Source organism: Erwinia sp. GW821-FHT03D09 (assembly GCF_059420805.1).
In genome coordinates this window covers 153076-178408 of the sequence record NZ_JBWKUK010000001.1, presented here as the reverse complement: position 1 = coordinate 178408, position 25333 = coordinate 153076, and the positions used below count along the sequence as shown (strand labels likewise).

22 protein-coding genes and 2 pseudogenes are annotated in these 25333 nt (G+C 54.6%); 12 read left to right on the top strand and 12 right to left on the bottom strand.

The window, feature by feature from the left end:
* Positions 1 to 4: 4 nt before the first annotated feature.
* From AC07U6_RS00925 to AC07U6_RS00915, 3 genes are all read left to right on the top strand, one after another.
* A complete protein-coding gene (locus AC07U6_RS00925) occupies positions 5 to 1279 on the top strand; it encodes a Glu/Leu/Phe/Val family dehydrogenase (protein ID WP_494762662.1) in 1275 nt (424 codons plus the stop codon).
* A 124-nt stretch (positions 1280 to 1403) separates the two neighbouring features.
* A complete protein-coding gene (locus AC07U6_RS00920; RefSeq protein WP_494762661.1) occupies positions 1404 to 1901 on the top strand; it encodes a substrate-binding domain-containing protein in 498 nt (165 codons plus the stop codon).
* A 472-nt stretch (positions 1902 to 2373) separates the two neighbouring features.
* Positions 2374 to 2520, top strand: coding sequence for a hypothetical protein (locus tag AC07U6_RS00915; protein ID WP_494762660.1), 147 nt, complete (start codon positions 2374 to 2376; stop codon positions 2518 to 2520).
* Positions 2521 to 2645: 125 nt separating this feature from the next.
* On the opposite strand, the gene AC07U6_RS00910 is transcribed toward AC07U6_RS00915, so the two are convergent.
* Positions 2646 to 3065, bottom strand: a complete 420-nt coding sequence (locus AC07U6_RS00910) for a hypothetical protein (protein WP_494762659.1) — start codon at positions 3063 to 3065, stop codon at positions 2646 to 2648.
* A 193-nt stretch (positions 3066 to 3258) separates the two neighbouring features.
* Between AC07U6_RS00910 and catC the strand changes: the two genes are divergently transcribed.
* Positions 3259 to 3549: a muconolactone Delta-isomerase gene (catC, locus tag AC07U6_RS00905; protein ID WP_494762658.1), complete on the top strand. Its 291-nt coding sequence runs from the start codon at positions 3259 to 3261 to the stop codon at positions 3547 to 3549.
* A 20-nt stretch (positions 3550 to 3569) separates the two neighbouring features.
* On the opposite strand, the pseudogene AC07U6_RS00900 reads toward catC, so the two are convergent.
* From AC07U6_RS00900 to guaD, 4 genes and pseudogenes are all read right to left on the bottom strand, one after another.
* Positions 3570 to 3750, bottom strand: a pseudogene (locus tag AC07U6_RS00900) (DUF441 family protein); the annotation flags it as partial.
* 83 nt (positions 3751 to 3833) lie between these two features.
* Positions 3834 to 4466 (bottom strand): hypothetical protein, encoded by a 633-nt coding sequence (locus AC07U6_RS00895; protein ID WP_494762657.1) that lies wholly within the window; start codon positions 4464 to 4466, stop codon positions 3834 to 3836.
* A gap of 53 nt (positions 4467 to 4519) precedes the next feature.
* Positions 4520 to 6568: a peptidyl-dipeptidase Dcp gene (gene dcp / locus AC07U6_RS00890; RefSeq protein ID WP_494764488.1), complete on the bottom strand. Its 2049-nt coding sequence runs from the start codon at positions 6566 to 6568 to the stop codon at positions 4520 to 4522.
* A gap of 201 nt (positions 6569 to 6769) precedes the next feature.
* A pseudogene (gene guaD / locus AC07U6_RS00885) lies at positions 6770 to 8091 on the bottom strand (guanine deaminase).
* Positions 8092 to 8570: 479 nt separating this feature from the next.
* Between guaD and ydfG the strand changes: the two are divergent.
* Positions 8571 to 9317, top strand: coding sequence for a bifunctional NADP-dependent 3-hydroxy acid dehydrogenase/3-hydroxypropionate dehydrogenase YdfG (gene ydfG, locus AC07U6_RS00880; protein ID WP_494762656.1), 747 nt, complete (start codon positions 8571 to 8573; stop codon positions 9315 to 9317).
* 47 nt (positions 9318 to 9364) lie between these two features.
* Here ydfG and AC07U6_RS00875 read toward each other — a convergent pair whose 3' ends face one another.
* Positions 9365 to 9694 (bottom strand): YnfA family protein, encoded by a 330-nt coding sequence (locus AC07U6_RS00875; RefSeq protein ID WP_494762655.1) that lies wholly within the window; start codon positions 9692 to 9694, stop codon positions 9365 to 9367.
* A gap of 135 nt (positions 9695 to 9829) precedes the next feature.
* Between AC07U6_RS00875 and AC07U6_RS00870 the strand changes: the two genes are divergently transcribed.
* Complete coding sequence (locus AC07U6_RS00870) at positions 9830 to 10177, top strand: DUF1283 family protein (protein ID WP_494762654.1); 348 nt, start codon at positions 9830 to 9832, stop codon at positions 10175 to 10177.
* Between the two features lie 133 nt (positions 10178 to 10310).
* Positions 10311 to 10610 carry a DUF1161 domain-containing protein gene (locus tag AC07U6_RS00865; protein ID WP_494762653.1) on the top strand — a complete coding sequence of 100 codons (300 nt, stop codon included), beginning with the start codon at positions 10311 to 10313 and terminating at the stop codon, positions 10608 to 10610.
* A gap of 49 nt (positions 10611 to 10659) precedes the next feature.
* Here the strand turns inward: AC07U6_RS00865 and AC07U6_RS00860 are convergent, their stop codons facing one another.
* The 4 genes from AC07U6_RS00860 to AC07U6_RS00845 form a co-directional block, all read right to left on the bottom strand.
* Positions 10660 to 12114, bottom strand: a complete 1455-nt coding sequence (locus AC07U6_RS00860; protein WP_494762652.1) for an MDR family MFS transporter — start codon at positions 12112 to 12114, stop codon at positions 10660 to 10662.
* 251 nt (positions 12115 to 12365) lie between these two features.
* Positions 12366 to 13031 (bottom strand): dethiobiotin synthase, encoded by a 666-nt coding sequence (gene bioD / locus AC07U6_RS00855; RefSeq protein ID WP_494762651.1) that lies wholly within the window; start codon positions 13029 to 13031, stop codon positions 12366 to 12368.
* Positions 13032 to 13150: 119 nt separating this feature from the next.
* A complete protein-coding gene (gene mlc, locus AC07U6_RS00850; RefSeq protein WP_494762650.1) occupies positions 13151 to 14368 on the bottom strand; it encodes a sugar metabolism global transcriptional regulator Mlc in 1218 nt (405 codons plus the stop codon).
* 142 nt (positions 14369 to 14510) lie between these two features.
* Complete coding sequence (locus AC07U6_RS00845) at positions 14511 to 15401, bottom strand: LysR family transcriptional regulator (protein ID WP_494762649.1); 891 nt, start codon at positions 15399 to 15401, stop codon at positions 14511 to 14513.
* A 104-nt stretch (positions 15402 to 15505) separates the two neighbouring features.
* Here AC07U6_RS00845 and ynfM point away from each other — a divergent pair, with 104 nt between their 5' ends.
* Together ynfM and tus are read left to right on the top strand one after the other, a co-directional pair.
* On the top strand, positions 15506 to 16759 hold the full coding sequence (gene ynfM / locus AC07U6_RS00840) for a multidrug efflux MFS transporter YnfM/SxtP(Kp) (protein ID WP_494762648.1): 1254 nt from the start codon (positions 15506 to 15508) through the stop codon (positions 16757 to 16759).
* Between the two features lie 191 nt (positions 16760 to 16950).
* Entirely contained in the window at positions 16951 to 17880 is a 930-nt protein-coding gene (gene tus, locus AC07U6_RS00835; RefSeq protein WP_494762647.1) for a DNA replication terminus site-binding protein, read from the top strand.
* A 66-nt stretch (positions 17881 to 17946) separates the two neighbouring features.
* Here tus and fumC read toward each other — a convergent pair whose 3' ends face one another.
* A complete protein-coding gene (fumC, locus tag AC07U6_RS00830) occupies positions 17947 to 19344 on the bottom strand; it encodes a class II fumarate hydratase (protein WP_105595505.1) in 1398 nt (465 codons plus the stop codon).
* Positions 19345 to 19576: 232 nt separating this feature from the next.
* Here fumC and manA point away from each other — a divergent pair, with 232 nt between their 5' ends.
* The 3 genes from manA to add all read left to right on the top strand — a co-directional run bounded on the left by manA (position 19577) and on the right by add (position 24149).
* Complete coding sequence (gene manA / locus AC07U6_RS00825; RefSeq protein WP_494762646.1) at positions 19577 to 20761, top strand: mannose-6-phosphate isomerase; 1185 nt, start codon at positions 19577 to 19579, stop codon at positions 20759 to 20761.
* 139 nt (positions 20762 to 20900) lie between these two features.
* Complete coding sequence (locus tag AC07U6_RS00820) at positions 20901 to 22460, top strand: YdgA family protein (RefSeq protein WP_494762645.1); 1560 nt, start codon at positions 20901 to 20903, stop codon at positions 22458 to 22460.
* Positions 22461 to 23150: 690 nt separating this feature from the next.
* Positions 23151 to 24149, top strand: coding sequence for an adenosine deaminase (gene add / locus AC07U6_RS00815; RefSeq protein ID WP_494762644.1), 999 nt, complete (start codon positions 23151 to 23153; stop codon positions 24147 to 24149).
* 113 nt (positions 24150 to 24262) lie between these two features.
* Here add and AC07U6_RS00810 read toward each other — a convergent pair whose 3' ends face one another.
* A complete protein-coding gene (locus AC07U6_RS00810; protein WP_494762643.1) occupies positions 24263 to 25303 on the bottom strand; it encodes an oxidoreductase in 1041 nt (346 codons plus the stop codon).
* Between the last annotated feature and the right edge of the window lie 30 nt (positions 25304 to 25333).

Genomic DNA, 25333 nt, shown 5'->3' with positions numbered 1-25333 from the left:
TGTTATGGAAAAGCTATCTTACGTATCTGAAGGCAGCAAGACAGCCTGGTCAACCTACCTTCAGCAAATTGATCGCGTGGCCCCCTACCTTGGTGAACTGTCGCGCTGGATTGATACCCTGCGCCATCCCAAGCGTGCGCTGATCGTCGATATTCCCCTCCAGATGGATGACGGTACCATTCGTCACTTCGAAGGCTTCCGCGTGCAGCACAACCTCTCACGCGGTCCGGGAAAAGGTGGCGTGCGCTACCATCCCAATGTTGACCTGAATGAAGTGATGGCGCTGTCCGCCTGGATGACCATTAAATGTGCCGCGGTCAACCTGCCTTATGGCGGCGCAAAAGGCGGCATTCGCGTCGATCCTTTCGCTCTGTCCGAAGGAGAACTCGAGCGCCTCACCCGTCGCTACACCAGCGAAATCGGCCTGATTATCGGGCCGCAGAAAGATATTCCCGCACCCGATGTTGGTACCAACGGCAAGGTGATGGCCTGGATGATGGATACTTACTCCATGAATCACGGCACCACCATTACCGGCGTCGTGACCGGTAAGCCGATCCATCTTGGTGGCTCCCTGGGCCGTGAAAAAGCGACCGGACGTGGCGTATTTATTACCGGCCGTGAAGTAGCCCGCCGCAGCGGCATCGAACTGGAAGGCGCAAGAATTGCCGTACAGGGCTTTGGTAACGTTGGCAGCGAGGCCGCGCGCCTGTTTGCCAGCGCCGGCGGCCATGTAGTGGCCATTCAGGATCACACCGCTACGCTGTTTAACGCGCAGGGTATCGATCTGGCTGCCCTGACCGAATGGCAGGCCACCCATAAGAAAATTGCCGGCTTCACCGGGGCCGATGTGATTAGCGATGACGCTTTCTGGGATGTGGAGATGGATATCCTGATCCCGGCCGCACTGGAAGGGCAAATCACCCGTCAGCGCGCCGAGAAGCTGCAATGCCGTCTGGTGCTGGAAGGCGCTAACGGCCCAACCTTCCCGGAAGCGGATGATGTACTGGCCGAACGTGGCGTAACCGTAGTACCGGACGTTATCTGTAACGCCGGGGGCGTAACCGTCAGCTACTTTGAGTGGGTGCAGGATATGGCCAGCTTCTTCTGGAGCGAAGACGAAATTAACGAGCGCATGGATAAAATCATGACCGAGGCGATGATCCACGTCTGGGACAAAGCGCGTGAGAAAGAGTGCAGTCTGCGTACATCGGCCTATATTGTGGCCTGTGAACGTATTCTGATGGCGCGTAAAGATCGCGGTATCTATCCGGGCTGATTTATCAACTTTGGGGCGGTTTCCCGCCCCTGTTGAGCCATCTGCTTCATTTCAGCACGGCAACTCAGGCCCTTCCCCTCTCAATTATTCGCCGATGGTTCCTGTTTACCAGGCCGGTGTTGCTATGGCTGCACTGCTGCACGGTGAGGGGTTTCGTCGCTTTGGCTACATGAAAGGCCCGGATACCGACCCCAGCCAACTGTTACGCTTTGACGGCTACCGTGACCGTCTGCTGGAACTGGGCGTTGATGAAGCACGAATCACGATGCTGCATGCCAATCACTATCAGCGAATCAGCGGCTATCATACCTTCATCAGTTATTTACGTCAGGCCAGCGCAGACCGGCGGATTGATGCCCTGTTTTGTGAAAATGACATTCTGGCCATCGGGGCAATTGAGGCCTTGCGGGCAGCCGGCCCCTCACATTCGGTTGGCATTGTTGGCTTTGACGGTATTGAGCTGGCCGCATCCGAAAGCTATTGCCTGACAACCTGCGGTCAACCCTTTTCCGAACTGGTACCCGATGCGGTGCGTCGTCTGACCTCACCCTGGAGTGAAGAAAACAACACGCTTTATCCCGGCAGGGTTGTACTACGCGATTCACATCGCCGTCATCGATGATAGGTAATGATGTTTTCTATCATCACCTATCATTCAGGCGATAACGCCATGGCAAAACATGATCTACTTCAAAGAAGTTATATTTCATTTATATATTAAATGGAATTTAAATTCCTTTAACTTTAGGCTGTCTCCATTCGCAGGCCGCCAGACGTCAGTTAATGATGGAAGGCAATGGATGATGTAAAGCCATCAAAACTATCAATTTTTATTGATAGATATCATTCAGCCTCGTCGCGCATTGAAGCAATCAGAATAAGAGATGACCGATGAAAAAAGCTTTGCATGGCGTTTCCGTTTTACATTCTAACGCGGTCACCCAACTGCGTATCGCCCATGCAACCGGCTTTGATGCACTGGAACTGCTGCCGGAACACCTGTTCCGTTACCTGGAGCACGGCGGAACGCTGGAGATGAACGCGTCCAGCGCAACTATCAGCCGGGTGAAGGTGAGGTCGATATCGATCGCTGGGTGGCTGCGGTTAACAAAACCGGCTACAGCGGCGTATGGTGCCCGGAGCTGCTCAGCCCAACGCACTGGGAAGACGATCTGTGGCAAATCGCCACAGATTCAATGGACAGCCTGACGGCATACACCAGCAAGTACGGTAAGAGATAAACAAAACCGCCCTCTTGACTGGCGTGGTGCTGACCAGCACAGCCATGCCGGATAAGAAGGGAGGTGGATCATGAAGTAGGGTTGGCAAGATGACTGGCAGGTTCCATGCGGAACCTGCCCTTTTTTTAGGCGTTTTTAGCCGCTTCTTGCGCCGCCTGATAACGCTGCTTAAAGGCTTCGTTCTCTTCCACCAGGCGCAGCGCTGCTTCAATCAGCTCGTTCTGCACCAGAGTGGTTGCGCCACCGCTGGTTACCCAGTGAATATACATCACGCACAGCGCGGCAACCTGCAACGCCTCTCCTTCCTCATTTTCGCCGTCAAACTGATACTCGGCCAGTGACCAGTCGTAGACGGCGTTGACGAAGGGCATATCACCGCTTTCGTCCAGCGCAGGCAGCGTGTTAAACAGTTCAACCATTTCCGGCGTTGCTTCATAGTTCTGGCGGCCAATTGCATCAAGTTTGCGGCCATGTGCACGGCTTTTATTGGCCTGTTTCGCTTTTTCTTTCGCGCGTTTTTTACGCTTATCCTGTTTTGTACTCACGGTATTCTCTGCATGCGGAATGGGATGGGCGGCAGAATAGCACAGCGCGACAACGTCGCCGATATTATGCGGCAGGAAATGCGCGATAACGTACCTGCGAAGGATGTTATGGTGAATACGCGTTGCAGAAAGCCGGAAGCAGACAAGGCTGTCCGGGGATAATCAGGCGAATCCAGGCAAAAAGGAGCTGTGTATGTTGTTTAAAGTAGAAATGGCTGTCAATCTGCCAGCGTCAATCACCAAGGCCGAAGCCAGCGATATTAAACAGCGCGAGAGAGACTATTCACACAGGTTACAGCGAGAGGGTAAATGGCGCCATCTCTGGCGCATTGTGGGCAGCTACGCCAATATCAGCATATTTGACGTAAGCGATGCTGAAGAATTGCACGAACTGTTAAGCGCACTGCCCCTCTATTCCTACATGCAGATAAACGTGCAGGCGCTGTGCCGCCATCCCTCTTCGGTTTATGACGACGATCGGTAACGATTGCACACTTACCCGAGTCAGAACTTACCAATTAGTAGCGAAACCAGACCGGCCGCAATCAGTGGTCCTACCGGAACGCCGCGAAACGCCAATAATGGTGCCAATCAGCAGTCCGCCGACGATAGTCGGCTGGCTGCTCATCAGCATGACGCCGCGCCCACCAACCCATGAAACAAAAATTCCCACCGCAATCGCCAGCGCTGGCACTTTGTACGCTGGCGGTGGCACTGTATGCCTGGCTGCAACGGCGGACCATTGCTGCCAGGCTGGTACAGCCGTAATCAGGCAATGCTGTCAATCGCGGCCTGCAGGCTGACCTGCGGGCCGCTCAATACCGACAGCGTGGTATGGATTAACTTTTCGGCTCCGCTCATGGAAGCCTGAGCCAGAACAATACAGCCGAGCGCGCATTCCGGCCGCTGGCGAATATAATCGGCGATAACCTGATGATAACCGGCAATATCGCCCTGATTAAACCACGCCCACGCACGCGGGATCAGCTCCACCACCAGGCGCTCACCCGGAATAAAGGCGCTGAACAGTCGGGTCGTGGATTCAAGTGTCGAACTGGCAGTGCAGAGAACCAGGATCGTACCGTGATAGCGTGAGGACACTTTAGCGAGGGTAGCATCAACGCGCAGCACCGGCTTGCTGAACTCGGTTTCAAAGGCCGCCACACCCAGTGTGGTACAGGTGACGATCACCACGTCCGCCTGTTCACACAGTTCGCTGATGGCCTGCCGGGTTGCCATGGTAATATCGGCCGTCACTTCATTTTGCGCGACCGCGCGCTCAAACAGTTCGTTTTCTACACGGTGCAGTAGTTCAACGTCCGGGTAATCCAGCGCCAGCAGAGCCTGTTCAAAAACGTCAATATTGCTTCTGGCCGCATGCAGACAGGCGACAATGGCCATATTTCCCTCCGGGAATGAGTATGGCGACGCTTTTCGCGCCGCCGTTGCAGGTGCTATTTGAGCCCACGATGGTGCAGCATCGGTTCGATTTGCGGTTCACGTTCCAGCCAGCGGTGGAACAGCTGCTGCAAATCGCTGCTGTTGCCGCGCGAGAGGATCATCTCGCGGAAACGCTGCCCGTTTTCCGCGGTCAGCCCGCCGTGCTGCTCAAACCAGGCGTAACCATCGTCCGCCAGCATCTGCGTCCACAAATAAGCATAGTAACCGGCGGCATAGCCGTTGCCCCAAATGTGCTGGAAATAGCTGGAACGATAGCGCGGCGGCACCGCAGGCAAATCCAGCCCTTCCTGCTGTAGCGCCCGTTGTTCAATAATGTCAGCCTGTTGCAGAGGTTCATCGGCTGCCAGCAGGTGCCAGTGCTGGTCAAGTAACGCCGCCGCCAGCAGCTCGCTCATGTCGTAGCCTTTATTGAATTTGCTGGCAGCCTGCATCCGCTGACGCAGAGCGGCGGGCATCGGTTCGCCGGTTTGATAGTGGCGCGCGTAGTGGTTAAACACCCGATCATTGCTGGCCCAGTGTTCGTTAATCTGCGACGGAAACTCGACAAAATCGCGCGGCGTATTGGTGCCGGAAAGGCTGGCATAGCGCTGTTCGGCAAAGATGCTGTGCAGCGCGTGGCCGAATTCGTGGAACAGCGTGATCACATCATCCCACGAAAGCAGCGCCGGATGCCCTTCCGCCGGTTTAGTGTAGTTTGCGACGTTGTAAATGACCGGTTTTGTACCCAGCAGTGTGGATTGCTCAACGAAGTTGCCCATCCATGCACCGCCGCCCTTGTTATCCCGGCGGAACCAGTCGGTATAGAACAGCGCCAGCGGGCTGTCGTCTTTATCCAGTACTTCGTAAACCCTGACGTCAGGATGATATACCGGGATATCCGCACGCGGTTTGAAGGTGATGCCGAACAGCTCTGTTGCGGCATAAAACACGCCGTTTTCCAGCACACTGTTCAGTTCAAAGTAGGGATTGAGCTGCGCGTCATCCAGGTCATACTGTTCACGGCGAACCTGCTCGGCGTAGTACAGCCAGTCCCACGGCGCGAGGTTAAAACCGCCATTCTGACGGGTAATTATTTTCTGAATATCGTCGGCTTCACGCTTTGCCCTGGTGCTGGCCGCCGGCACAATCTGGCGCATAAAATCCAGCGCTGCCTGCGGGGTTTTCGCCATCTGATCCTGCATTTTCCAGGCGGAAAAACTGTCAAATCCCAGCAGTTTCGCCTGCCGGGCGCGCACCTGCGCCAGTCGGGCTATCACCTCACGCGTGTCGTATTCATCGCCCTTCTCCGCCCGCGTCCAGGCGGAATTAAACAGCGCCTGACGGGTACTGCGGTCGTCGATGGCCTGGAGCGCAGGCTGCTGCGTGGTGTTTTGCAACGCCAGCAGCCACTGAGCAGGCAGGCCGCGAGCCTCTGCCGCAGCACGGGCCACGGCAATCTCCGCCTCGCTCAGTCCGGCAAGCTGCTGGCACTCGGTCACGGCCAGACCTCCAGCTTTGGTGGCGGCCAACAGCCGACGGGTAAAGCGGCTGCTGAGCGTTGCCGACTCCTGGTTGAGCGCTTTCAGTTCGGTTTTTTCCGCGTCGTTCAGCCGTGCCCCGGCCAGCTGAAACGCCTGCCAGGTTACCTCAACCAGCCTTAACGATTCGTCATCCAGCTCAAGCTGATAGCGCTGCTGGTACACCGTATCCAGCCGGGTAAAGAGCGCAGCGTTGAGGTGAATATCATCATCCAGCGCGGCCAGCCTTGGGGAAATATCCTCGTCCAGCGCCTGAAGCTCATCGCTGGTGTTGCCGGCGGTCATCGCGCTGAAAACGTTATAGACCCGGCGCAGATTTTCACCGCTCTTTTCCAGTGCCAGATAAGTATTATCAAAATTGGCCGGCGCCGGATTAGTGGCAATCTCAGCGATCTCGGCGCGCTTCTGTTCGATAGCGCTTTCCAGCGCGGTGCGATAATCCTCGTCGCTAATGCGATCGAAAGGCGGCGCCTGATAAGGCAGCGTACTGGCCCGGCTGAACGGGTTGACCTGGCGGGTGGACATCGGTTGATTCTCCTTAAATGATTCTGCCGCCAGCAGAGATGATACGCTGGCGATCGGTGCCACAGCTATGGCGTAAATGGCGGATTTGCTGCGCATTTCCCTGCCCTCCTGCTCCCTGTTGCACACTTTCCAGAATAAACGTGGAATCACGCAGGAAGCAATGCCTTCCTGTCCGCCTGAACCTGCTAATTGCGGATTAACTTATGCTGCCTGCCGGGATTTTTCACTCTGCCACACGCTGCGACCATCAACCCTGGTTGCGGCGATATTGCGGTCATCGCCCAGGGTCATCAATACAAACAGCTTTTCCCAGATATCGCGACTGTTGCTGTGGCGCAGCGTTTGCAGCGCGGACACTGCCGGATCGATCGCCACAAAATCCGCATCTTTACCCACCATAAAGCTGCCGACGTACTACCGCCTTCGCCCCGCCGAGCGTTGCATGATAGAACGCTTCACAGGCCGGGAGTTTATAGTGCTGAAGCTGGCCGACTTTATAAGCCTCGCCGAGAGTTTGCAGCATATTGAATGTGGTGCCGGCACCCACATCGGTACCCACGCCCATTTTCACCCCTTTCTGCCAGCAGGTTTGCAGATCGAACAATCCACTGCCGAGGAACAGATTAGAGGTTGGGCAAAAAGCGATGGCGGAATCGGTGTGGTGCAGGCAGTCCCACTCTTGATCTTCAAGATGCAGGCAGTGAGCAAACAGGCTGCGGTGGCCTGTGAGCTGATACTGATGATAAACATCAAGATAGTCGCTGTTATCCGGGAACAGCGCTTTCACCCAGGCGATCTCCTGCGGGTTTTCACTCAGATGGGTATGCAGCCAGATATCCGGGAACTCCTCACGCAGCTGGCGGACTTTTTCCAGCAGCTGCGGTGAGGACGTCGGGGCAAAACGCGGCGTCAGCGCATAGTTCAGGCGACCAACGTTATGCCAGCGTTCAATCAGTTCACGCGTCTGCCGGTAGCTCTGCTCTGGCGTCTCGATCAGCCGCTTCCGGCGCGTGGCGATCCATCATCACTTTACCGGCAATCAACCGCATCCCCAGGCCATGTACTGCGGAAAACAGCGCGTCTACTGATTCAGGGTGGACGGTGCCAAACACCAGCGCGGTAGTAGTACCGTTGCTCAGCAGCTGCTGGAGGAAGAATGCCGACATTCGCGCGGAATGCCGTGGACAGTGGTACTGGCTTTCCACCGGGAAGGTGTACTGATTCAGCCACTCGAGCAGCTGCTCGCCAAAGGCACCGATCATCCCGGTCTGCGGATAGTGAATATGCGTATCGACAAGTCCCGGGACGACTAGCTTGCCGCGGTAATCCACCAGCTCGCAGCCCGGTGGCAGTTGGAAGCTGCCCTCCTGCCAGGGGCTGAGGGAGAAGATTTTTCCTGCGTTAAGTAACAGCAGTCCGTCTTAAATGTAACGGGCGGCGTCCAGAAGTTCATCCGGTTGACTCACCGTACGGGTAATATCGAAAAAACTGCCGCGAATGGCGTGGCTACAGGTTGCTGGCATATTAATTCCTTGGAGCACGGCGGAAGATCCGTCCCGCAATTTACGGGAAATGTGCTGGTTATTTTTAAAAAAACAGAGTGACCATTCTGTTTCGCAGAGGCATGCCCTGCTGTTTTGCAAAAACCGTACCAGCCAGGAATTAAAATATTTGATTATTTATCAGACACATAAAATAAATTCAGTCTTAATCTTTGCCTCGCAAAAAATAGACTACAGAGGCAACCGTTTGCTATTTACCACGCAAACGGTTGCTTACCATTCACAATAAATGGATTCCTGAATCGGACATTATTCATCTGTCTGCGGGCACCGTAATAATACAAAGTGCGTCACTTTCGCACCATGCTGGTACGACATTTTCTTATTAATCATAACCATTCACTTCTTATCACTCCTGCCCTGAGATGGTATGGTGATCGCCGCTGCACGGTGGAATTTTCCGGGTTATGAAGCCCAATTTTGTATTGAGGAACAGTGAGATGATCGTATTTGTTACCGGCGCGACCGCTGGTTTTGGTCAGAGCATTACCCGTCGTTTTGTCGCGCAGGGCCATCAGGTGATTGCGACCGGCCGCCGTCAGGGGCGCCTGGATGCGCTGAAGGAAGAGCTGGGTGAAAATGTGTATACGCTGAAGCTTGACGTGCGTGACCGCGCAGGCATCGATGAGGCGATTGCGAGCCTGCCCTCCGAGTGGCGCAACATTGACGTTCTGGTCAACAACGCCGGTCTGGCTCTGGGTATTGAACCGGCGCAGCGCGCCAGCCTGGATGACTGGGAAGATATGATCGACACCAACAATAAAGGGCTGGTGTACATGACGCGTGCAATTCTGCCGGGCATGGTGGAACGCAACATCGGTCATATTATCAATCTGGGTTCGATTGCCGGAAGCTGGCCGTATCCTGGTGGTAATGTCTATGGCGCAACCAAAGCCTTCGTGCGTCAGTTCAGCTTTAACCTGCGTACCGATCTGCACGGCACCGCACTTCGCGTAACCGATATTGAGCCGGGTCTGGTAGGCGGCACCGAGTTTTCTAACGTGCGCTTTAAGGGTGATGATGCCCGTGCCGATGGCGTTTACGATGGCGCCGAACCGCTGACGCCGGAAGATGTGACCGAAGCGGTCTGGTGGGTCGCCACGCTGCCTGCGCATGTCAACGTTAATGCGTTGGAAATGATGCCGGTTGGTCAGAGCCAGGCCGGTTTACGCGTGCATAAGTCGTAATTTCCCCTCTGCTGCCTGCCTCGTTTTATATGGGGGCAGGTCAGCAGCTAAATCGTTTTTCCCCAACCAGCGACGATAATCAGCATTCCGCAGAACGCCACCGCGGCTCCAACCCAGTCCCATGTGCTGAGCTTTACGCCGTCCACCACCCGCAGCCAAATCAGCGCCGTCATGACATACACGCCACCGTAGGCGGCATAGACACGCCCGCTCGCCTCAGGATGCAGAGTTAACAGCCAGACGAAAAGCATCAAACTTAGCGCAGCGGGCAGCAGCAGCCAGGGGGAACCGCCTTTTTTTAACCAAAGCCAGGGTAAGAAGCAGCCAATAATTTCGGCCAGCGCAGTGGCAAAAAACAGCAAAGTGGTGATTAGCATGGATGTAAATCTCTCCGAATCCTCAATGAACACACCGGGTCGCTGGTGGGCACTTCGGCGCTGATGATATACTTGTTCACAATGTCTGCACAGCAGCTATCTCCGCTTCGCGTCTGTAAAGAAAGGAAACCTTTGATGAAATCACTACAACAATGTCTGACCCGCACCACCCTGCCACTGGTTTTACTGGCGGCACTGTTTTCCGTGCAGCCCAGCGCGATGGCACGCACCGACCGTCTGGTGATTGAAAACGGCGATAACTCGTTGAGTAAAGAACAGGCTCGCCAGGAGAAAGAACAGTGGGATGATACCCATCGCCTGCGTGGCAAAGTGAACAATCGCGTTGAGAAAGAGTTCGATAAAGTCGATCGCGCCTTTGACACCCGCGACGGATGCGAAAAAAGCCTGAATGTGAACGCCTACTGGGAGCCAAATACGTTACGCTGCCTGGATCGTCGCACCGGACGCCCGGTCGCACCATAAGCCCGGTCATTTCTCTGTTTGCTAAACCAAGGCCCCATAATAGAAAGTGCATTACTATGGGACTCAAAGTGCTGCACGTTGATCGGCAATTTTTTGGCTTATAATTACCGCTGTTCTCACGCAAAAGGATGAAATGATGAAAGGTTCGAAGTGGATGTTAACCGCCCTGCTCGTTGCCAGCCCGCTGGCCGTTCAGGCATCTTGCGAAAGCGTCAAGGCTGATATTAGTCAGAAGATCATCAATAACGGCGTGCCAGAATCCGGCTTCTCGCTGGATATCGTACCTAACGATCAGGCTGAACAGGCCGGTGGTCAGGTTGTTGGCCACTGCGAGAGCGATACGCAAAAAATCGTTTATAAGCGCAACGCTAACGACAGCGAAAACAACGTTCCGGCCAGCGCAGGAACGTCTCAGGACGCACCTGCGCAGTAACCCCTCTACCGCTGACGTAAGACAATACGCTTCGTCAGCGGCTCCGATCCTAATGTGGCTTTTGTACCGGTACCAGCCGCGACATCAGCAAACTGCCAAACGCAATAATCAGTGACACCATAAACACCCAGTGTAGCGAGTGCGCGATTTCAGTCAGCATCAGGTCAAGGATCGCGGGCTTAAGCTGTTCGCGCCCGGCGGGTGACATCACCTGCTGCACCGGATCGCTATATTGCGGCAGACGCAGCATCAGGTGGTAGTTCAGCATCGCCCCCATTAGCGCCGTCCCCAGCGCCGAACCTAACATACGGCTGAACATCACCGAGGCAGTACAAATCCCGCGTATCTCAAACTGCGCCGTGTTCTGCACCGCAATCAGGAAGGTGGTGCTGGTCATCCCCATCCCCGTACCGATAACGAAGGCGGATAATCCGGCATACCATACCGGGCTTTCACGATGCAAAATGAGTAGCATCGCCGTACCCGCTATCAGCAGCAGCGAACCCAACTGAGCGGTAAATCGGTAAGAGGTGTGCTGCATCAGCCTGCCGCTTAGCGTACTGGCCAGCGGCCAGCCAATCGACATCATCGCCAGAGCACTCCCGGCCTGCAGCGGTGTACCGCCGTTAACGCCCTGAATCCATGTGGGAAGGAATGCACTGATCCCCATCATCGCCGCACCGATAAGCAGGTTGCCTACGTTACCCACCAGCAGGGTCCGGGTGCGCCAGATAGCCAGTGGAAACAGAGGCTCGCCCGAATAACGCTCGTGGCGAAACAGTCCCCATCCGGCCAACAGCGCCACGGCGCTCAACGCCAGCGCCCAGTAGCCAAGCGACTCGGCCTGCAACAATGCGGTTAATAAGGCGGTAACGGTCAGCATCAGCCAACAGCTGCCGCTGAAATTGATACGCTGGTCTGTTTTTTCGCGGCTTTCCGGGAAGAACCTCACCAGTAGCAGCATTGAAATGATACCAATCGGCACGTTAACCCAAAAAACCAGCGCCCAGTTAAAGTGCTGTACCAGCCAGGCTCCCGTCAGTGGCCCGACAATCGCCGCTACGCCCCACACGCTGGAAAGCCAGCCCTGCACGCCAGCGCGCTCTTTTGGCGGATAAACGTCAGCGATAATCGTTGAGGTCAGCGGCATGATGGCCCCTGCCCCCAGCCCCTGGAAAGCACGGAACAGAATCAACCAGCTCATGCTGCTGGCAAACCCGCAGAGTATCGAACCCAGCAGGAATAGTCCGGCACCAATAAAAAACACCCGCTTGCGGCCCCACATATCGGCCAGGCGGCCATAGATTGGTACGGTTACGGCCTGGGTCAGCAGATAAATGGAGAAAACCCAACCAAACTGCGAAAAACCACCCAGCTCAGTGATGATTGTGGGCATCGCCGTTGCGACAATGGTGACCTCAATTGCAGCCATAAACATCGATAGCATACAGGCGATCAGCACCCAGTGGCGCCGGGTTACGGCGTAAATTGTATTTTCTGACATGGGATTCCTTTTCGTTGCTTCCCTGCTAAGTGTGTACCAAATTTTGTCGTGGAGTTTTCGGATTGTGCGTTCTTAAATGTGACAATGTCACATTAACTCCAGAGTTTTGATTAACTCAGCACGCGAAAGTACGATAATTAAAACAAGATCCCGTCAGGATAGTAAATAAAAACAATGGTTTTTTGCGGCATGGGTTCAAAGACGAATATGGCCGGGGCGAACTCTTTGGCGGTTCGCCCACGTTATCTGGCTTATAAATTCAGGGGAGAGAGATTGAAATAGCGCGACAAATCGCGGGTTTCTGCACGTGGTAAATAGGGGAGCTCCCCCAACAGCGGTGCAGGGATCTTATCCTGTAATACGTCGATAATTTCGGCATAATGGGCAAGGCCTGGATTAATTCGGTTAGCCACCCAGCCCAGCAAAGGTAGCCCGTCGTTCAGTATTGCCTGGGCCGTCAGCAAGGCATGACTGATGCAGCCCAGTTTGATGCCAACCACCAAAACTACCGGCATCTGTTCCTGCACCACCCAGTCGGAAAGTGGACGTCTGTCGCTCATCAGGCTGCGCCAGCCACCGGTGCCCTCAATGACAATATAATCAGCCTGTTCATCCAGCGCATGCAGCCCGCTGCTTAATGTGGCATAGCTGAACGATTGCAGGCTGGTGCTGATTTCATCATCCAGCAGGGTTACCGGATTAATCGCCTGATAAGGCAGCTGAAGTGAAGATGAAGCCTGCAATACCAGCGCATCTTTATTGCGCGGCCCTTCTTCGGTTTGCTGGCTGCTCTTCGCTACCGGCTTGTAGCCAACGGCATGTTTACCGCCCACCGCAAGCGTTTGCAGCAATCCTCGTGACACCACCGTTTTACCGACTTCAGTATCGGTTCCGGTAATAAATAAACGTTTATACATGAACGGCTCCAGCAGGCCATGTCTGGCCCACAGATAAACTTTTGGAAAGTAATGGAGCGAAAATTGTAGGGCAGCGCCTGGCGGTGAAGATTGCGTTGGCGCAATATTTAGTGGATTCGTTATCCCTGCAGTAATTTGATCAGCAGCGAGCCGTTGTAAAGTGCATCTTTCACCAGCGCCGCACCGGGCATCGTCCCCTGGTTAAGGAACTCAGTCGGTTCCACGGATAGCGTTGCGCCATAGTCTGGTAACGACTGCTGCTGAATACAGGCGTTAATCGCCGGGAATAAAATAGGGTGTGCGCGATTGAGCGGCGAGCCTATCAACACTTTTTGCGGATGGAACAGGTTAACCATAATGGCCAGAATACGTCCAATGCTGCCACCTACTCCGGTGATAATATCGCAGGCCAGCTGATCGCCGCTCAGTGCCGCATCACACAGATTTTCAATCGAAAGCGGCTGATTGTGCAATGAAGAGCTCATTGATGCCTGCATACGCTGCGCGGCCAGTTCGAGCATGCTTTCCGTACTGGCAACGGTTTCCAGACAGCCGTGATTACCGCAGTAGCAAAGTTTTCCCCAGGGATCGACCTGGGTATGCCCTATCTCAACCAGGGTTGCGCCCCCGCCGTGCAGCAGTCGGCCTCCAGTGATCACGCCGGCACCGACGTTATGATCGATAACCACTTGCAAAACATCGCTGGCACCACGCGAGGCGCCAAACAGTGATTCAGCCATGGTCCAGGCGCAGATATCGTGCTGAATATAGACCGGCAGCCCGGTTCGCCGCTCCAGTTCCGGCCCCAGCGGCATGTCATCGACCTGGTAGAATGGCATGCGATGCACAATGCCCGCCTGGCCGTTAACCCTGCCCGGCAAGGTGATAGCAATGGCCGTCAGCCGTTCCAGGCGGCTCTGGTGGATCACAAAGAATTGATCGATCAGCTTAATAATACGCTGCAGTAGCGGTTCGGGATCGGCGGGCGGTAGCACAAACTGCTGTTCAACTACCATTTTGCTGCTCAGATCTCGCAGCGCGATAGTCATATCGCCCTTGCCAATACGAACGGCGAGAAAATGCCAGGCTTCCGTGTCCAGCACCAGACCAACGGCGGGACGCCCCCTGCTACCGGGTTCCTGGAATTCAGTTTCTTTAACCAAATGTGCTTCCAGCATTTCCCGAACAATCTTGGTAATACTGGCCGGTGCCAGCTGCGCTTTTTTGGACAGTTCGATACGAGAAATAGGGCCAAACCGGTCGATAAGCCGATAGACCGCACCGGCATTGGTCTGTTTAATCTGGTCGATATGACCAGGCTGATTGTCCGCAATCACACCCCAGCTCCCGCTTATTTTCACGCTTCAAAATAAAGCATACTTCTCATGGTGAAACACTTCGCACGCAAGGTCAAATATTTGATTCGATATGTGATTTGCAGCACATAAACAGCAGAAGAGCGCTCATGTTTTCCACGATTTAATGCACCGGCAGCAGTAGCGACATCATGGCCGACATGACTGCCGGTCGTTCACGCAGACGCGACCAAACCAGCCAAACCTGTGACAGAGCATCTGCTTCCTGTAAAGAAATCCAGACCACATCCGCCAGCCGAACGCGACGGAAAGATGCCGGCAGAATTGACACGCCAAGCCCGGTGGAAACCAGTCCGATAATGGTCATCGCTTCCCCCACTTCCTGAGCAATATTTGGCTCAATCTGATAGTGATGCAGCAGGGTTAAAATTTCCGTATAGAGAGCCGTTCCGACCTGTGGATCAAAAAAAACAAAAAGTTCATTCGCCAGTTCACGAACGCTAATGGTCTCTCGACCGGCAAGCGGGTGATCGCGATGAACCAGCGCATACATCGGTTCCTCCAGGATCAACTGATGATTCAGCGTATCCGGTAAAGGTGTATTACGCATAACACCGAGATCGAGCCGACCATCAATCAGCGGTGTCAGCTGCTGGCGTGTGTTGATCTCCTGCATTTGGAGATGAACGGCCGGAAAACGCTGGCGAAAGGTGAACAGCGCATCGGACACCACGCTGATAAACGGCGCCGAGGATGTGAAACCAATACGCAGCTCACCCTCATCACCACGATGCAGGCGCGCTGCTTTATCAGCAGCCTGAGCAACGTTTTGCAGAATTAAGCGGGCATCCAGTAAAAACTGCTGGCCAGCTGCCGTCAGGCGCACACTGCGGTTGGTTCTGGCAAACAGACGAGCGCCGATTTCCTGCTCGAGGATCTGAATCTGCTGGCTGAGCGGTGGCTGGGAGATATTCAACCGCTGCGCCGCGTGCCCAAAATGCAGTTCTTCAGCAACGGCTATAAAGTAGCGCAGGTGGCGAAGTTCAATATTCATACTTTAAATGTATCATTTGAGATTATTAATATATTAGACATCATAATAGGTTTTTCTTATCTTTTCCATGGAGAGACTAAGCCATCCCACCTAAGGAACCTGAAGTGAATCGCTCACCCCATGCCGTTACGCTCGAAGAGCCCGTTAACCGCATCCCGTCTGATATTTCCAATACCAGTTTGTATATTAATCGCGGTTCCCCGCAGTTTATGCGCGTTACGCTGGCCCTGTTTTCTGCCGGACTGGCGACCTTCGCCCTGCTCTACTGCGTGCAGCCGATACTGCCTGTGCTGTCGCAGGAATTTGGCGTTTCACCCGCCAGCAGCAGTATTTCTCTCTCTATTGCTACCGGTTTTCTGGCGCTGGGTATGCTGTTTACCGGCCCGCTTTCTGATGCACTGGGCCGTAAATCAGTGATGGTCACCTCGCTGATGCTGGCGGCAATTTTCTCTCTGCTTTCTTCAACCATGACCAGCTGGCACGGAATCCTGCTGATGCGCGCGCTCACCGGCCTGTCGTTAAGTGGGGTGGCCGCCGTGGGAATGACCTATCTCAGTGAAGAGATGAATCCGGCGGTTGTCGCATTTTCTATGGGGCTGTACATCAGCGGCAATTCCATCGGCGGCATGAGCGGCCGTCTGCTGAGTGGCGTAATCACGGATTACAGCAGCTGGCGCGTGGCGGTTGCCGTTATCGGTTGTTTTGCGCTGGCCTCTGCGGTGATGTTCTGGAAAATCCTGCCCGACTCACGCCATTTTCGACCGACCTCACTCAACCCCCGCAGCCTGGCCATTAACTTCCGCCTCCACTGGCGTGACAGCGGTTTGCCGCTGTTATTTGCAGAAGGTTTTCTGCTGATGGGGTCATTCGTTACGCTGTTTAACTACATTGGCTATCGTCTGTTGGCACCACCCTATTCACTTAGTCAGGCGGTTGTAGGCCTGTTATCCGTGGTGTATCTCACCGGTTCCTGGAGTTCACCCAAAGCCGGTGCGATGACAGCTAAGTATGGCCGTTCACCGGTATTGTTAGTTTCAACGCTGGTCATGCTGAGCGGCCTGCTGATCACGTTGTTCAGCAGCGTGTGGCTTATTTTGCCGGGCATGATGTTGTTTACCGCTGGATTTTTTGCGGCACATTCCGTTGCCAGCGGCTGGATTGGCTTACGGGCACGTCGTGCGAAGGGTCAGGCCTCATCACTTTATCTGTTCAGTTATTACCTGGGGTCCAGCGTCGCGGGCACGTTGGGTGGTGTGTTCTGGCACAGTTTTGGTTGGAGCGGGATTACCATTTTTATTTCTGCAATGCTGCTGATGTCGATACGGGTAGGTAGCCAGCTGCACCTTAAAAAACTTTGATTTATCACCCTCACGGGCCAATGCAAACAGCGTGGCCCGTTTCCTTACCCAAGACATCCCGTCAATATACTGCTTAGCTGCTCAACACTTTTTTACCTTTTTATTACTGCCTGAATAAAAAGCGCGCTGTTGTTGAATTGAGCACCTTTGTTGATTATCATCATTAGTATGTTGTAACTAATGGAGGTGAAATGAGCCTTTATCATGCCGTAGACCGGTTGCATCACTGCGTAGCTGAGCTGGAGTCTGAACTCGACCACCTGCAACAACAGATCCTTTCACTGCGGCTGCTGGCGGCCAGGGTGTTTGAATTGCCTGCGGTTGAGAAAGGCAAAGAGTCAGATCCGCTTACGCAGATTAGCGTTGAGCAACGTGTTGGCCAGTCCGCATTACAGCTTGCTCTGACGCATTTTTCACGGTTTTTTATGCAACACCAGTCGGAAAAAATCAGTACAAAATCCGCCGTCAGACTGCCCGGCGCTGTCTGTCTGCAGGCAGACAGCGATCGCTCCGCCCTTCTCCAGCAGCAGGTTGAGCGAATAAATGCGCTAAAAAAGCAGCTGGAGCACATCATTACCGTCGAGTCCGGCCTGCCAAGTGAAGAGCGGTTTGAATTTGTTCACACCCATCAGCGCGGATTAATTACTCTCAACGCCTATCGATCGCTGGTGCTGCTGGATAACCCTGATTCGGTGCGATTCGGCTGGGCCAACAAACATATTATTAAAAACGTCAGCCGCGACGACATGCTGGAGAAACTGCAAAAAAGCCTCAATGCCGGCCGTGCGCAGGCACCGTGGAGCCGCGAACAGTGGGCGGAAAAGGTGGAACAGGAGATCGAATCCATCAAATCCCTGCCGGATACGGCGCGCCTGAAGATTAAACGCCCGGTCAAGGTGCAGCCCATCGCCAGAGTGTGGAACAGCAGCAGCCAGAAGCAGACCCAGTTCGCCTGCCCTTCACCGTTGATTGTGCTGTGTAAAGATACGGCCAGTGTGCCTGTGCTGGGCGAATTGCTTAACTATGACGCCGACAATGTTAATCATCGCCACAAACCGCTGGCGCAGCCGCTTTATATGCTGATCCCGCGACTACATCTGTATACCGATCGGTTCGCCTGACGACCACCGCCGCTTAAAAAAAAGCCAGGCATTTGCCTGGCTTCACTGCGTGTATCAGGGGAAGGATTAAACCTTCATGCTGCCAACCATCTCTTCCGGGCGTACCCAGGCATCAAACTCTTCTTCCGTCAGATAGCCCAGTTTCAGCGCCGAGCCTTTCAGCGTAAGCCCTTCTTTATGTGCTTTCTTGGCGATTTCAGCCGCTTTATCGTAGCCAATATGGGTATTCAACGCTGTTACCAGCATCAGCGACTCATTCAGCAGCTGGGTTATGCGGTCACGATTCGGCTCGATACCCACCGCACAGTGGTGATTGAAGCTGTCCATGCCGTCAGCCAGCAGGCGCACCGACTGCAGGAAGTTATGGATCACCATTGGGCGATAAACGTTAAGCTCGAAGTTACCGGACGCGCCGCCGATATTCAGCGCCACATCGTTGCCCATCACCTGGCAACACAGCATGGTCAGCGCTTCACACTGAGTCGGGTTCACTTTGCCAGGCATGATCGAACTGCCCGGCTCGTTTTCAGGAATAGCGATTTCACCGATACCACAGCGCGGGCCGGATGAGAGCCAGCGTACGTCATTGGCAATCTTCATCAGCGAAGCCGCCAGACCTTTCAGCGCACCGTGCGCATGCACCAGCGCATCACAGGTTGCCAGCGATTCAAATTTGTTTGGCGCAGTCACAAACGGCTGTTTAGTCAAATCGGCCAGTTCTTTCGCCACGCGAACCGCGTATTCCGGGTGGGTATTCAGGCCGGTTCCTACGGCGGTACCGCCCAGAGCCAGTTCAGCCACATGAGGAATACTCTGTTCGATATGCTTCAGGCTGTGTGCCAGCATGGCAACCCAGCCTGAGATTTCCTGGCCCAGCGTTAACGGCGTGGCGTCCTGCAAATGCGTACGGCCAATTTTAACGATGTCTTTATAGGCTTCTGCCTTATCGTTCAGTGTCTTTTGCAGCACTTTCAGCTGCGGCAACAGATGTTCCTGCACCGCAACAACCGCCGCCACATGCATTGCCGTCGGGAAGACATCGTTTGAGCTCTGGCTCTTATTCACATCATCGTTTGGGTGCACCAGACGAGACATACCGCGTTCACCGCCAAGAATTTCACTGGCGCGATTGGCAAGCACTTCGTTCATGTTCATGTTGGTTTGCGTACCGGAACCGGTCTGCCAAATCGCGAGGGGGAATTCAGCCGTGTGCTTGTCGGCCAGCACTTCATCCGCAGCGCTGATAATCGCGCCGGCACGTTCACCCGGCAGCAGGCCGAGATCGCTGTTCACCTTTGCTGCGGCACGCTTTGTCAGCGCCAGAGCATAGACCAGCTCGACAGGCATTTTTTCAGTTGAAATGCGAAAGTGTTCCAGTGAACGTTGGGTCTGCGCGCCCCAAAGTTTATCAGCCGGTACTTCGATAGGTCCCATTGAGTCTTTTTCAATGCGGTGGGCTGCCATTCCTCTCTCCTTTAGCACAAACATATGATTTTCAATGGCCCGTTTTTAGTAACCGATAGCCAGTAACTGCGGGCCATATTTTTACATACAACTATTTAACATTATGCGACTCATTCGCGTTTATTGCACCCCGATTGTTTTAAAGAGGATTTTTCGGATTGTCTTCCAGGGTATTCTTTCGGTATTACTATTGGCAATTAACTACCTGAACAGAGTTTAACAGGGAAATATCATGCAAAAATTAATCAATTCGCTGCAAAATTATACCTGGGGAAGTAAAACGGCGTTGACCGAGCTGTACGGTATCGACAATCCATCACAGCAGCCGATGGCAGAGCTGTGGATGGGCGCCCACCCGAAGAGTTCTTCGCAAATTATCGTTGATAATGCCCCGCGCTCGCTGCGCGATATTATCGCTGCGGATAAAACCGCGCTGCTGGGTGAAGTCGTCGCAACGCGTTTTAACGAGCTGCCTTTCCTGTTTAAGGTGCTGTGCGCCGACCAGCCGCTGTCCATTCAGGTTCACCCAAGCAAGTCCGCCGCGATTGAAGGCTTTGCTCGCGAAAATGCGGCGGGTATCCCGATCGACGCTGCGAACCGTAATTATAAAGATGATAACCACAAGCCCGAACTGGTTTACGCACTGACCCCGTTCCAGGCCATTAACGGCTTCCGTCCGCTGAAGGAGATTGCTGCTCTGCTGCTGCCGGTATCCACTGCGCACCCGGCAATTGAGAAATTTATCCAGTCACCGGACGCCGCTAGCCTGTCCGACCTGTTTGCCAGCCTGCTGTCGATGGAAGGTGATGTTAAGGCGCGGGCGCTTGATATTCTGCGTGAGCAACTCAGCGCTAACACGGGCGAGCCGTGGCAGACCATCAGCAGCATTGCGGAAGTTTATCCTGACGATAACGGATTGTTTTCCCCGCTGCTGCTAAACGTCATTGAACTGCAGCCGGGCGAAGCGATGTTCCTGTTCGCTGAAACCCCGCACGCCTATCTTAACGGCGTAGCGCTGGAAATTATGGCCAACTCCGATAACGTTCTGCGCGCCGGGTTAACGCCGAAGTACATTGATATCCCTGAGCTGCTGGCTAACCTGAAGTTTGTTGAAAAACCTGCCGATACGCTGCTAACGGTGCCGGTTCAGCAGGGCAATACGCAAACCTTCCCGATCCCGGTTGAAGATTTTGCATTCGCTATCCACACCCTTACCGCAGAGCCACTGAGCGTTGAACAGCAAAGCGCGGCGATTATTTTCTGTATTGAAGGCGAAGCGATTCTCGGCAGCGGCAAAGATCGGCTGACCCTCAAAGCGGGCGAATCGGCGTTTATTGCCGCCAGCGAATCCCCGATAACCCTGAGTGGAAGCGGCCGCGTTGCGCGTGCGTTCAACGATCTGGCTAATTGCGGCTGACGTATCCAGCCATAATTGCTAATATTATTGAAGTTATTCCACAAAAACGCCGTAAGGCGTTTTTTATTCGCCATGATGTTGCCTGCAGGGTTTGAAGCGGTTAACCGGCGTTCGTGAATCAAAAAAGGACGACTTACAGATGAAAAAAACCAAGATTGCCGTCGGCGTAGTGATTGCCCTTGGCGTTATCTGGACCGGGGGGGCCTGGCTTACCGGTAAGCAGTTGGAAAAAAACATGGATCAGCTGGTACAGCAAGCAAACGCGCAAATACGCGACACGGCACCGGAAAGCCGCCTGCAGCTTAGCTACCAGGATTATCAGCGCGGCTTGTTTAGCAGCACCGTGCGTCTGATCCTTCAGTCCAGTTCACAAACCGAAGACAACTCTATTCTGAAACCAGGACAGAGCATTGTCATGAAGGAAACCATCGACCACGGTCCCTTCCCGCTTGCCCAGCTGAAAAAATTCAATCTCATACCGAGCATGGCTTCCGTTCACAGCGAGCTGGAAAACACCGATCCGGTCAAGAAGCTGTTTGAAATCGCCAAAGGTCAGTCCATCCTTCAGGTTGAAACCCGCGTAGGCTACAGCGGCAGCACCGATTCTGATGTGCGCCTGCTGCCGGCTGATTACAGCAACGTGCAGACCGGCGAACGCTTTGCCTTTAACGGCGGTACGCTATCGATTTCAGCGGATGATAAAGGTGACGCGGTTAAATTTAATGGCAATATCGACAGCGTTTCCATCGCCAGTAAAAACGAACTGGAGATGCCGGTGCTGTTCACCATTAACGGCCTGAAGCTCGATGCGAACAGCCATCTGAGCCCGGAAGGATTGCGCATTGGCAATCAGAATCTGGCGTTGAAAAAACTCAGCGCGACGGTGAGTGATAAAGAGGCGCTGACGCTGGAGAATCTTAACGGTAAATCGACCTTTGATTCAAAAGATAATCACGTTTCTGGTCAGATTGACTACACCCTCGACAGCCTGAAACTGCAGGGCCAGGACTTCGGTCACGGTAAACTGCTGATTAAACTTGCCGACTTCGACGGCAAGGCGATGAAACAGTTCTCCACCCAGTACAATAACCAGGTCATGGCGCTGACCAGCGATCCTGCGGTGCAGAGCAATCCTGAACTCTATCAGCAGCGCGTGAGCGAACTGCTGGCGGCGAATCTTCCGCTGCTGTTGAAAGGCAACCCGTCGGTGAACATTGCCCCTCTGAGCTGGAGCAATGACAAAGGCGAGAGCAGCTTCAATCTTGCCGTACAGTTTAAAGATCCGGCGGCTGCCACTGCGCCTGCCCAGACGGTGGGCCAGCAGGTGGATAACGTGCTGAAGTCGTTCGACGGCAAGCTGCAGATTTCGATGGATATGGCGACGGAGATGATGACTCACGTAGCGATGAGCGAGGGTTATGATAAGGATCAGGCTGCGAAGCTGGCCGATCAGCAGGTGAAAGGTCTGACCGCGATGGGTCAGATGTTTAAGCTGACCACGCAGAAAGATAACAATATTCTCACCACGTTGCAGTACGCCACCGGTCAGGTGACGATGAACGGTGAGAAGATGCCGCTGGAGCAGTTCCTGTCGCGCTATATGCTGGGCGGCGGTGATGAGATTGCACCGCAGGCGCAGCCGGAAGAGCAGCAACGGGTTGCACCTGAAGCTCAGCCGCAGGTTGCTCCGCAGAACTGATTTAGTCGGTGATTCGGTAGAGATCCAGAACCGCTATCCTTGTGATGGCGGTTTTTTTATGTCTGGTGGATAGGGTACAGCCTCTGCTGCTGCTTCAGGGCGGTCCTCGCGCCGCTGTGCGGTGCCCTCGGTTACGGCATTGTGCCGTTCGGACCGGCCAGGATTGAACATCCCTGTTCAAGCCCGGCCTGACGCCAACATCCCAGTTGTCGTCTCCTGGCTCAATACCTTCACCTCAGCGCTGCGGATGCCCTTACGCAGCAGCAGAGGCTGTCCCTTCTCGATAATTTCATCGCTTTTTGATTTTTGGCTTTCAGGCAACACCAAACTCTGAGAGCAGGCTGGCTGTGCCCCCGAACGGGCAATCCGCAGCGCCGAACGCAGAAAGGAAGCCAGGATTCGGCCGCATGGACGCGGCCGAAAGCCACAGCCGGGCCAGGACGGCCCGTCTGTGGCGGTCCGACAGGCTGACGTACGAAGTGAGGGAACCGCGAAGCGGCACGAGGACCGCCCGAGCGGGGGCACGGCCAGCCAGCGCTAACTCCCGACTATGCACACAAAACCCAGCGCCATCGGCATTCCGCCCAATTAACCAGCAACCAATCACCCATTTGCGCAAATAACTGGTACTGTTGCGCAATTAGTTTTTATAATGCTCTGCACTTTTACATCACCTCAAGAGTGCCGACCATGATCGACCGCCAGCTTCCCCTTACCGATATTCATCGCCACCTTGATGGCAACATTCGCGCGCAAACCATCCTGGACTTAGGCCGTGAATTTAACCTCACCCTGCCCGCCAGCACGCTGGAAACCCTACGCCCGCACGTGCAGGTTATTGAAACTGAACCGGACCTGGTCAGCTTCCTGAATAAACTTGACTGGGGCGTAAAGGTCCTGGGCTCGCTGGATGCCTGCCGCCGCATCGCACAGGAAAACGTTGAAGATGCCGCGCGAGCCGGAATTCACTACGCCGAACTGCGCTTCTCTCCAGGCTATATGGCCATGACCCACCATCTTCCGATCGTGGGCGTGGTGGAAGCGGTGATCGACGGTGTGAAAGCAGGCTGTGCCGCGCACAATATTGACGTCCGCCTGATCGGAATTATGAGCCGTACTTTCGGCGAGCAGGCCTGCCTGCGCGAACTGGATGCCCTGCTGGCACACCGCGACGGCATCACCGCGCTGGATCTGGCCGGTGATGAACTCGGCTTCCCGGGAGATAAGTTCCTCAGCCACTTCAACCGCGCGCGCGATGCCGGTTTGCGCATCACCGTTCACGCAGGGGAAGCCGCTGGAGCAGAAAGCATCTGGCAGGCGATTCGCGAGCTGGGCGCGGAGCGTATCGGTCACGGCGTGAAGGCCATTGAGGATCGGGCACTGATGGATTATCTGGCGGCAAACGGTATCGGCATTGAATCCTGCCTGACCTCCAATATTCAGACCAGCACAGTGTCATCGCTGGCAAGCCATCCGCTGAAAGCGTTCCTGGAACACGGTATTCTGGCCACCATTAACACCGATGACCCGGCCGTTCAGGGGATAGAAATTGGTCATGAATATGAGGTTGCCGCGCCGGCAGCCGGTCTGAGCCAGCAACAGATGCGCACGGCGCAGGATAACGGCCTGAAAATCGCCTTCCTGAGCGAGGCGGAAAAAGCTGCGGTGCGGGCTCGCGTCACGGGTTAATGCTCACGGCGAGAGAATAAAAAAATAACTGCCGTCGCAGTATGGAAAGCAATCCAACAGACGGCGGCAGTGGTTCGACACTTCCAATCCGGGGGAGTCCCCGGCGGCGCGAATTATCTCAGAGACAGAGTTTGACGCTTCTCTGCGGACTGCAGACCCAGTTCAATCAGTTCCATCACCTGAACCGCCTCTTCTGCTTTCACCGGGTTCTCACCCACGCCGTTCAGCGCATCACGGATCGCCGCATAGTACGCGGGATAGTTGCCCGGAATGGTCAGCAGAGTTTTCTCGGCCAGCATATCACCGTTAACCAGCGTCACCACGCCGTCGCGCATATCGTATCCCCAGTCTTCCTGCGGCGGGCGTGCACCCGCTTTCAACGCATCTTCCTGTGGGTCGAGGCCATACTTCACGTAGCTGCCCTGCGTACCGTGGATCTGATAACGCGGGGACTCAGCTGCCGCCAGCATGCTGCCATGCAGCACCACGCGGCGCTGCGGATAGATCAGCGTGGCGTGGAAGTAGTCGGTGGTTTGCGCACCGGGACGCAGCTCGGTGGTATCGACGCTAATCGCCACCGGGGAACCGAACAGCTGCAGCGCCTGATCGATAAGATGCGGTCCCAGGTCGAACCAGATACCGCTGCCCGGACCTTTCTGCTCGCGCCAGCGCTGTTTCACTTCCAGACGGAAGCGGTCAAAATGCGACTCAAAATAGCGCACTTCACCGAGCGTGCCGTCCGCTAGCAGCGACTTGACGGTCAGGAAGTCACTGTCCCAGCGGCGGTTGTGGAACACCGACAACAGCAAACCTTTTGCTTTAGCCAGCGCATCCAGCTCGCGCGCCTGTGACAGTGTCACGGTGAACGGTTTATCCACCACCACGTTTTTACCCGCATCCAGCGCGGCTTTCACCAGCGGAAAGTGGGTGTCATTTGGCGTCGGGATAACAATCAGCTGAATGGTTGGATCGTCAAACAGTGCCTGGGGATCGGAAACTACCTGCACCGAGGGCCAGTCGGCATGAACCTTGGCGGCATCGCTGCTGGAGACTGCGGCCAGCTCCATTTCTGCCGTACCGGCAATCAACGGCGCATGAAACGTCTTACTGGCGAAACCATAGCCCACCAGCCCTACACGTATTTTATCAGTCATCACTTTCCCTCTTCTGGTTACCCATTGATT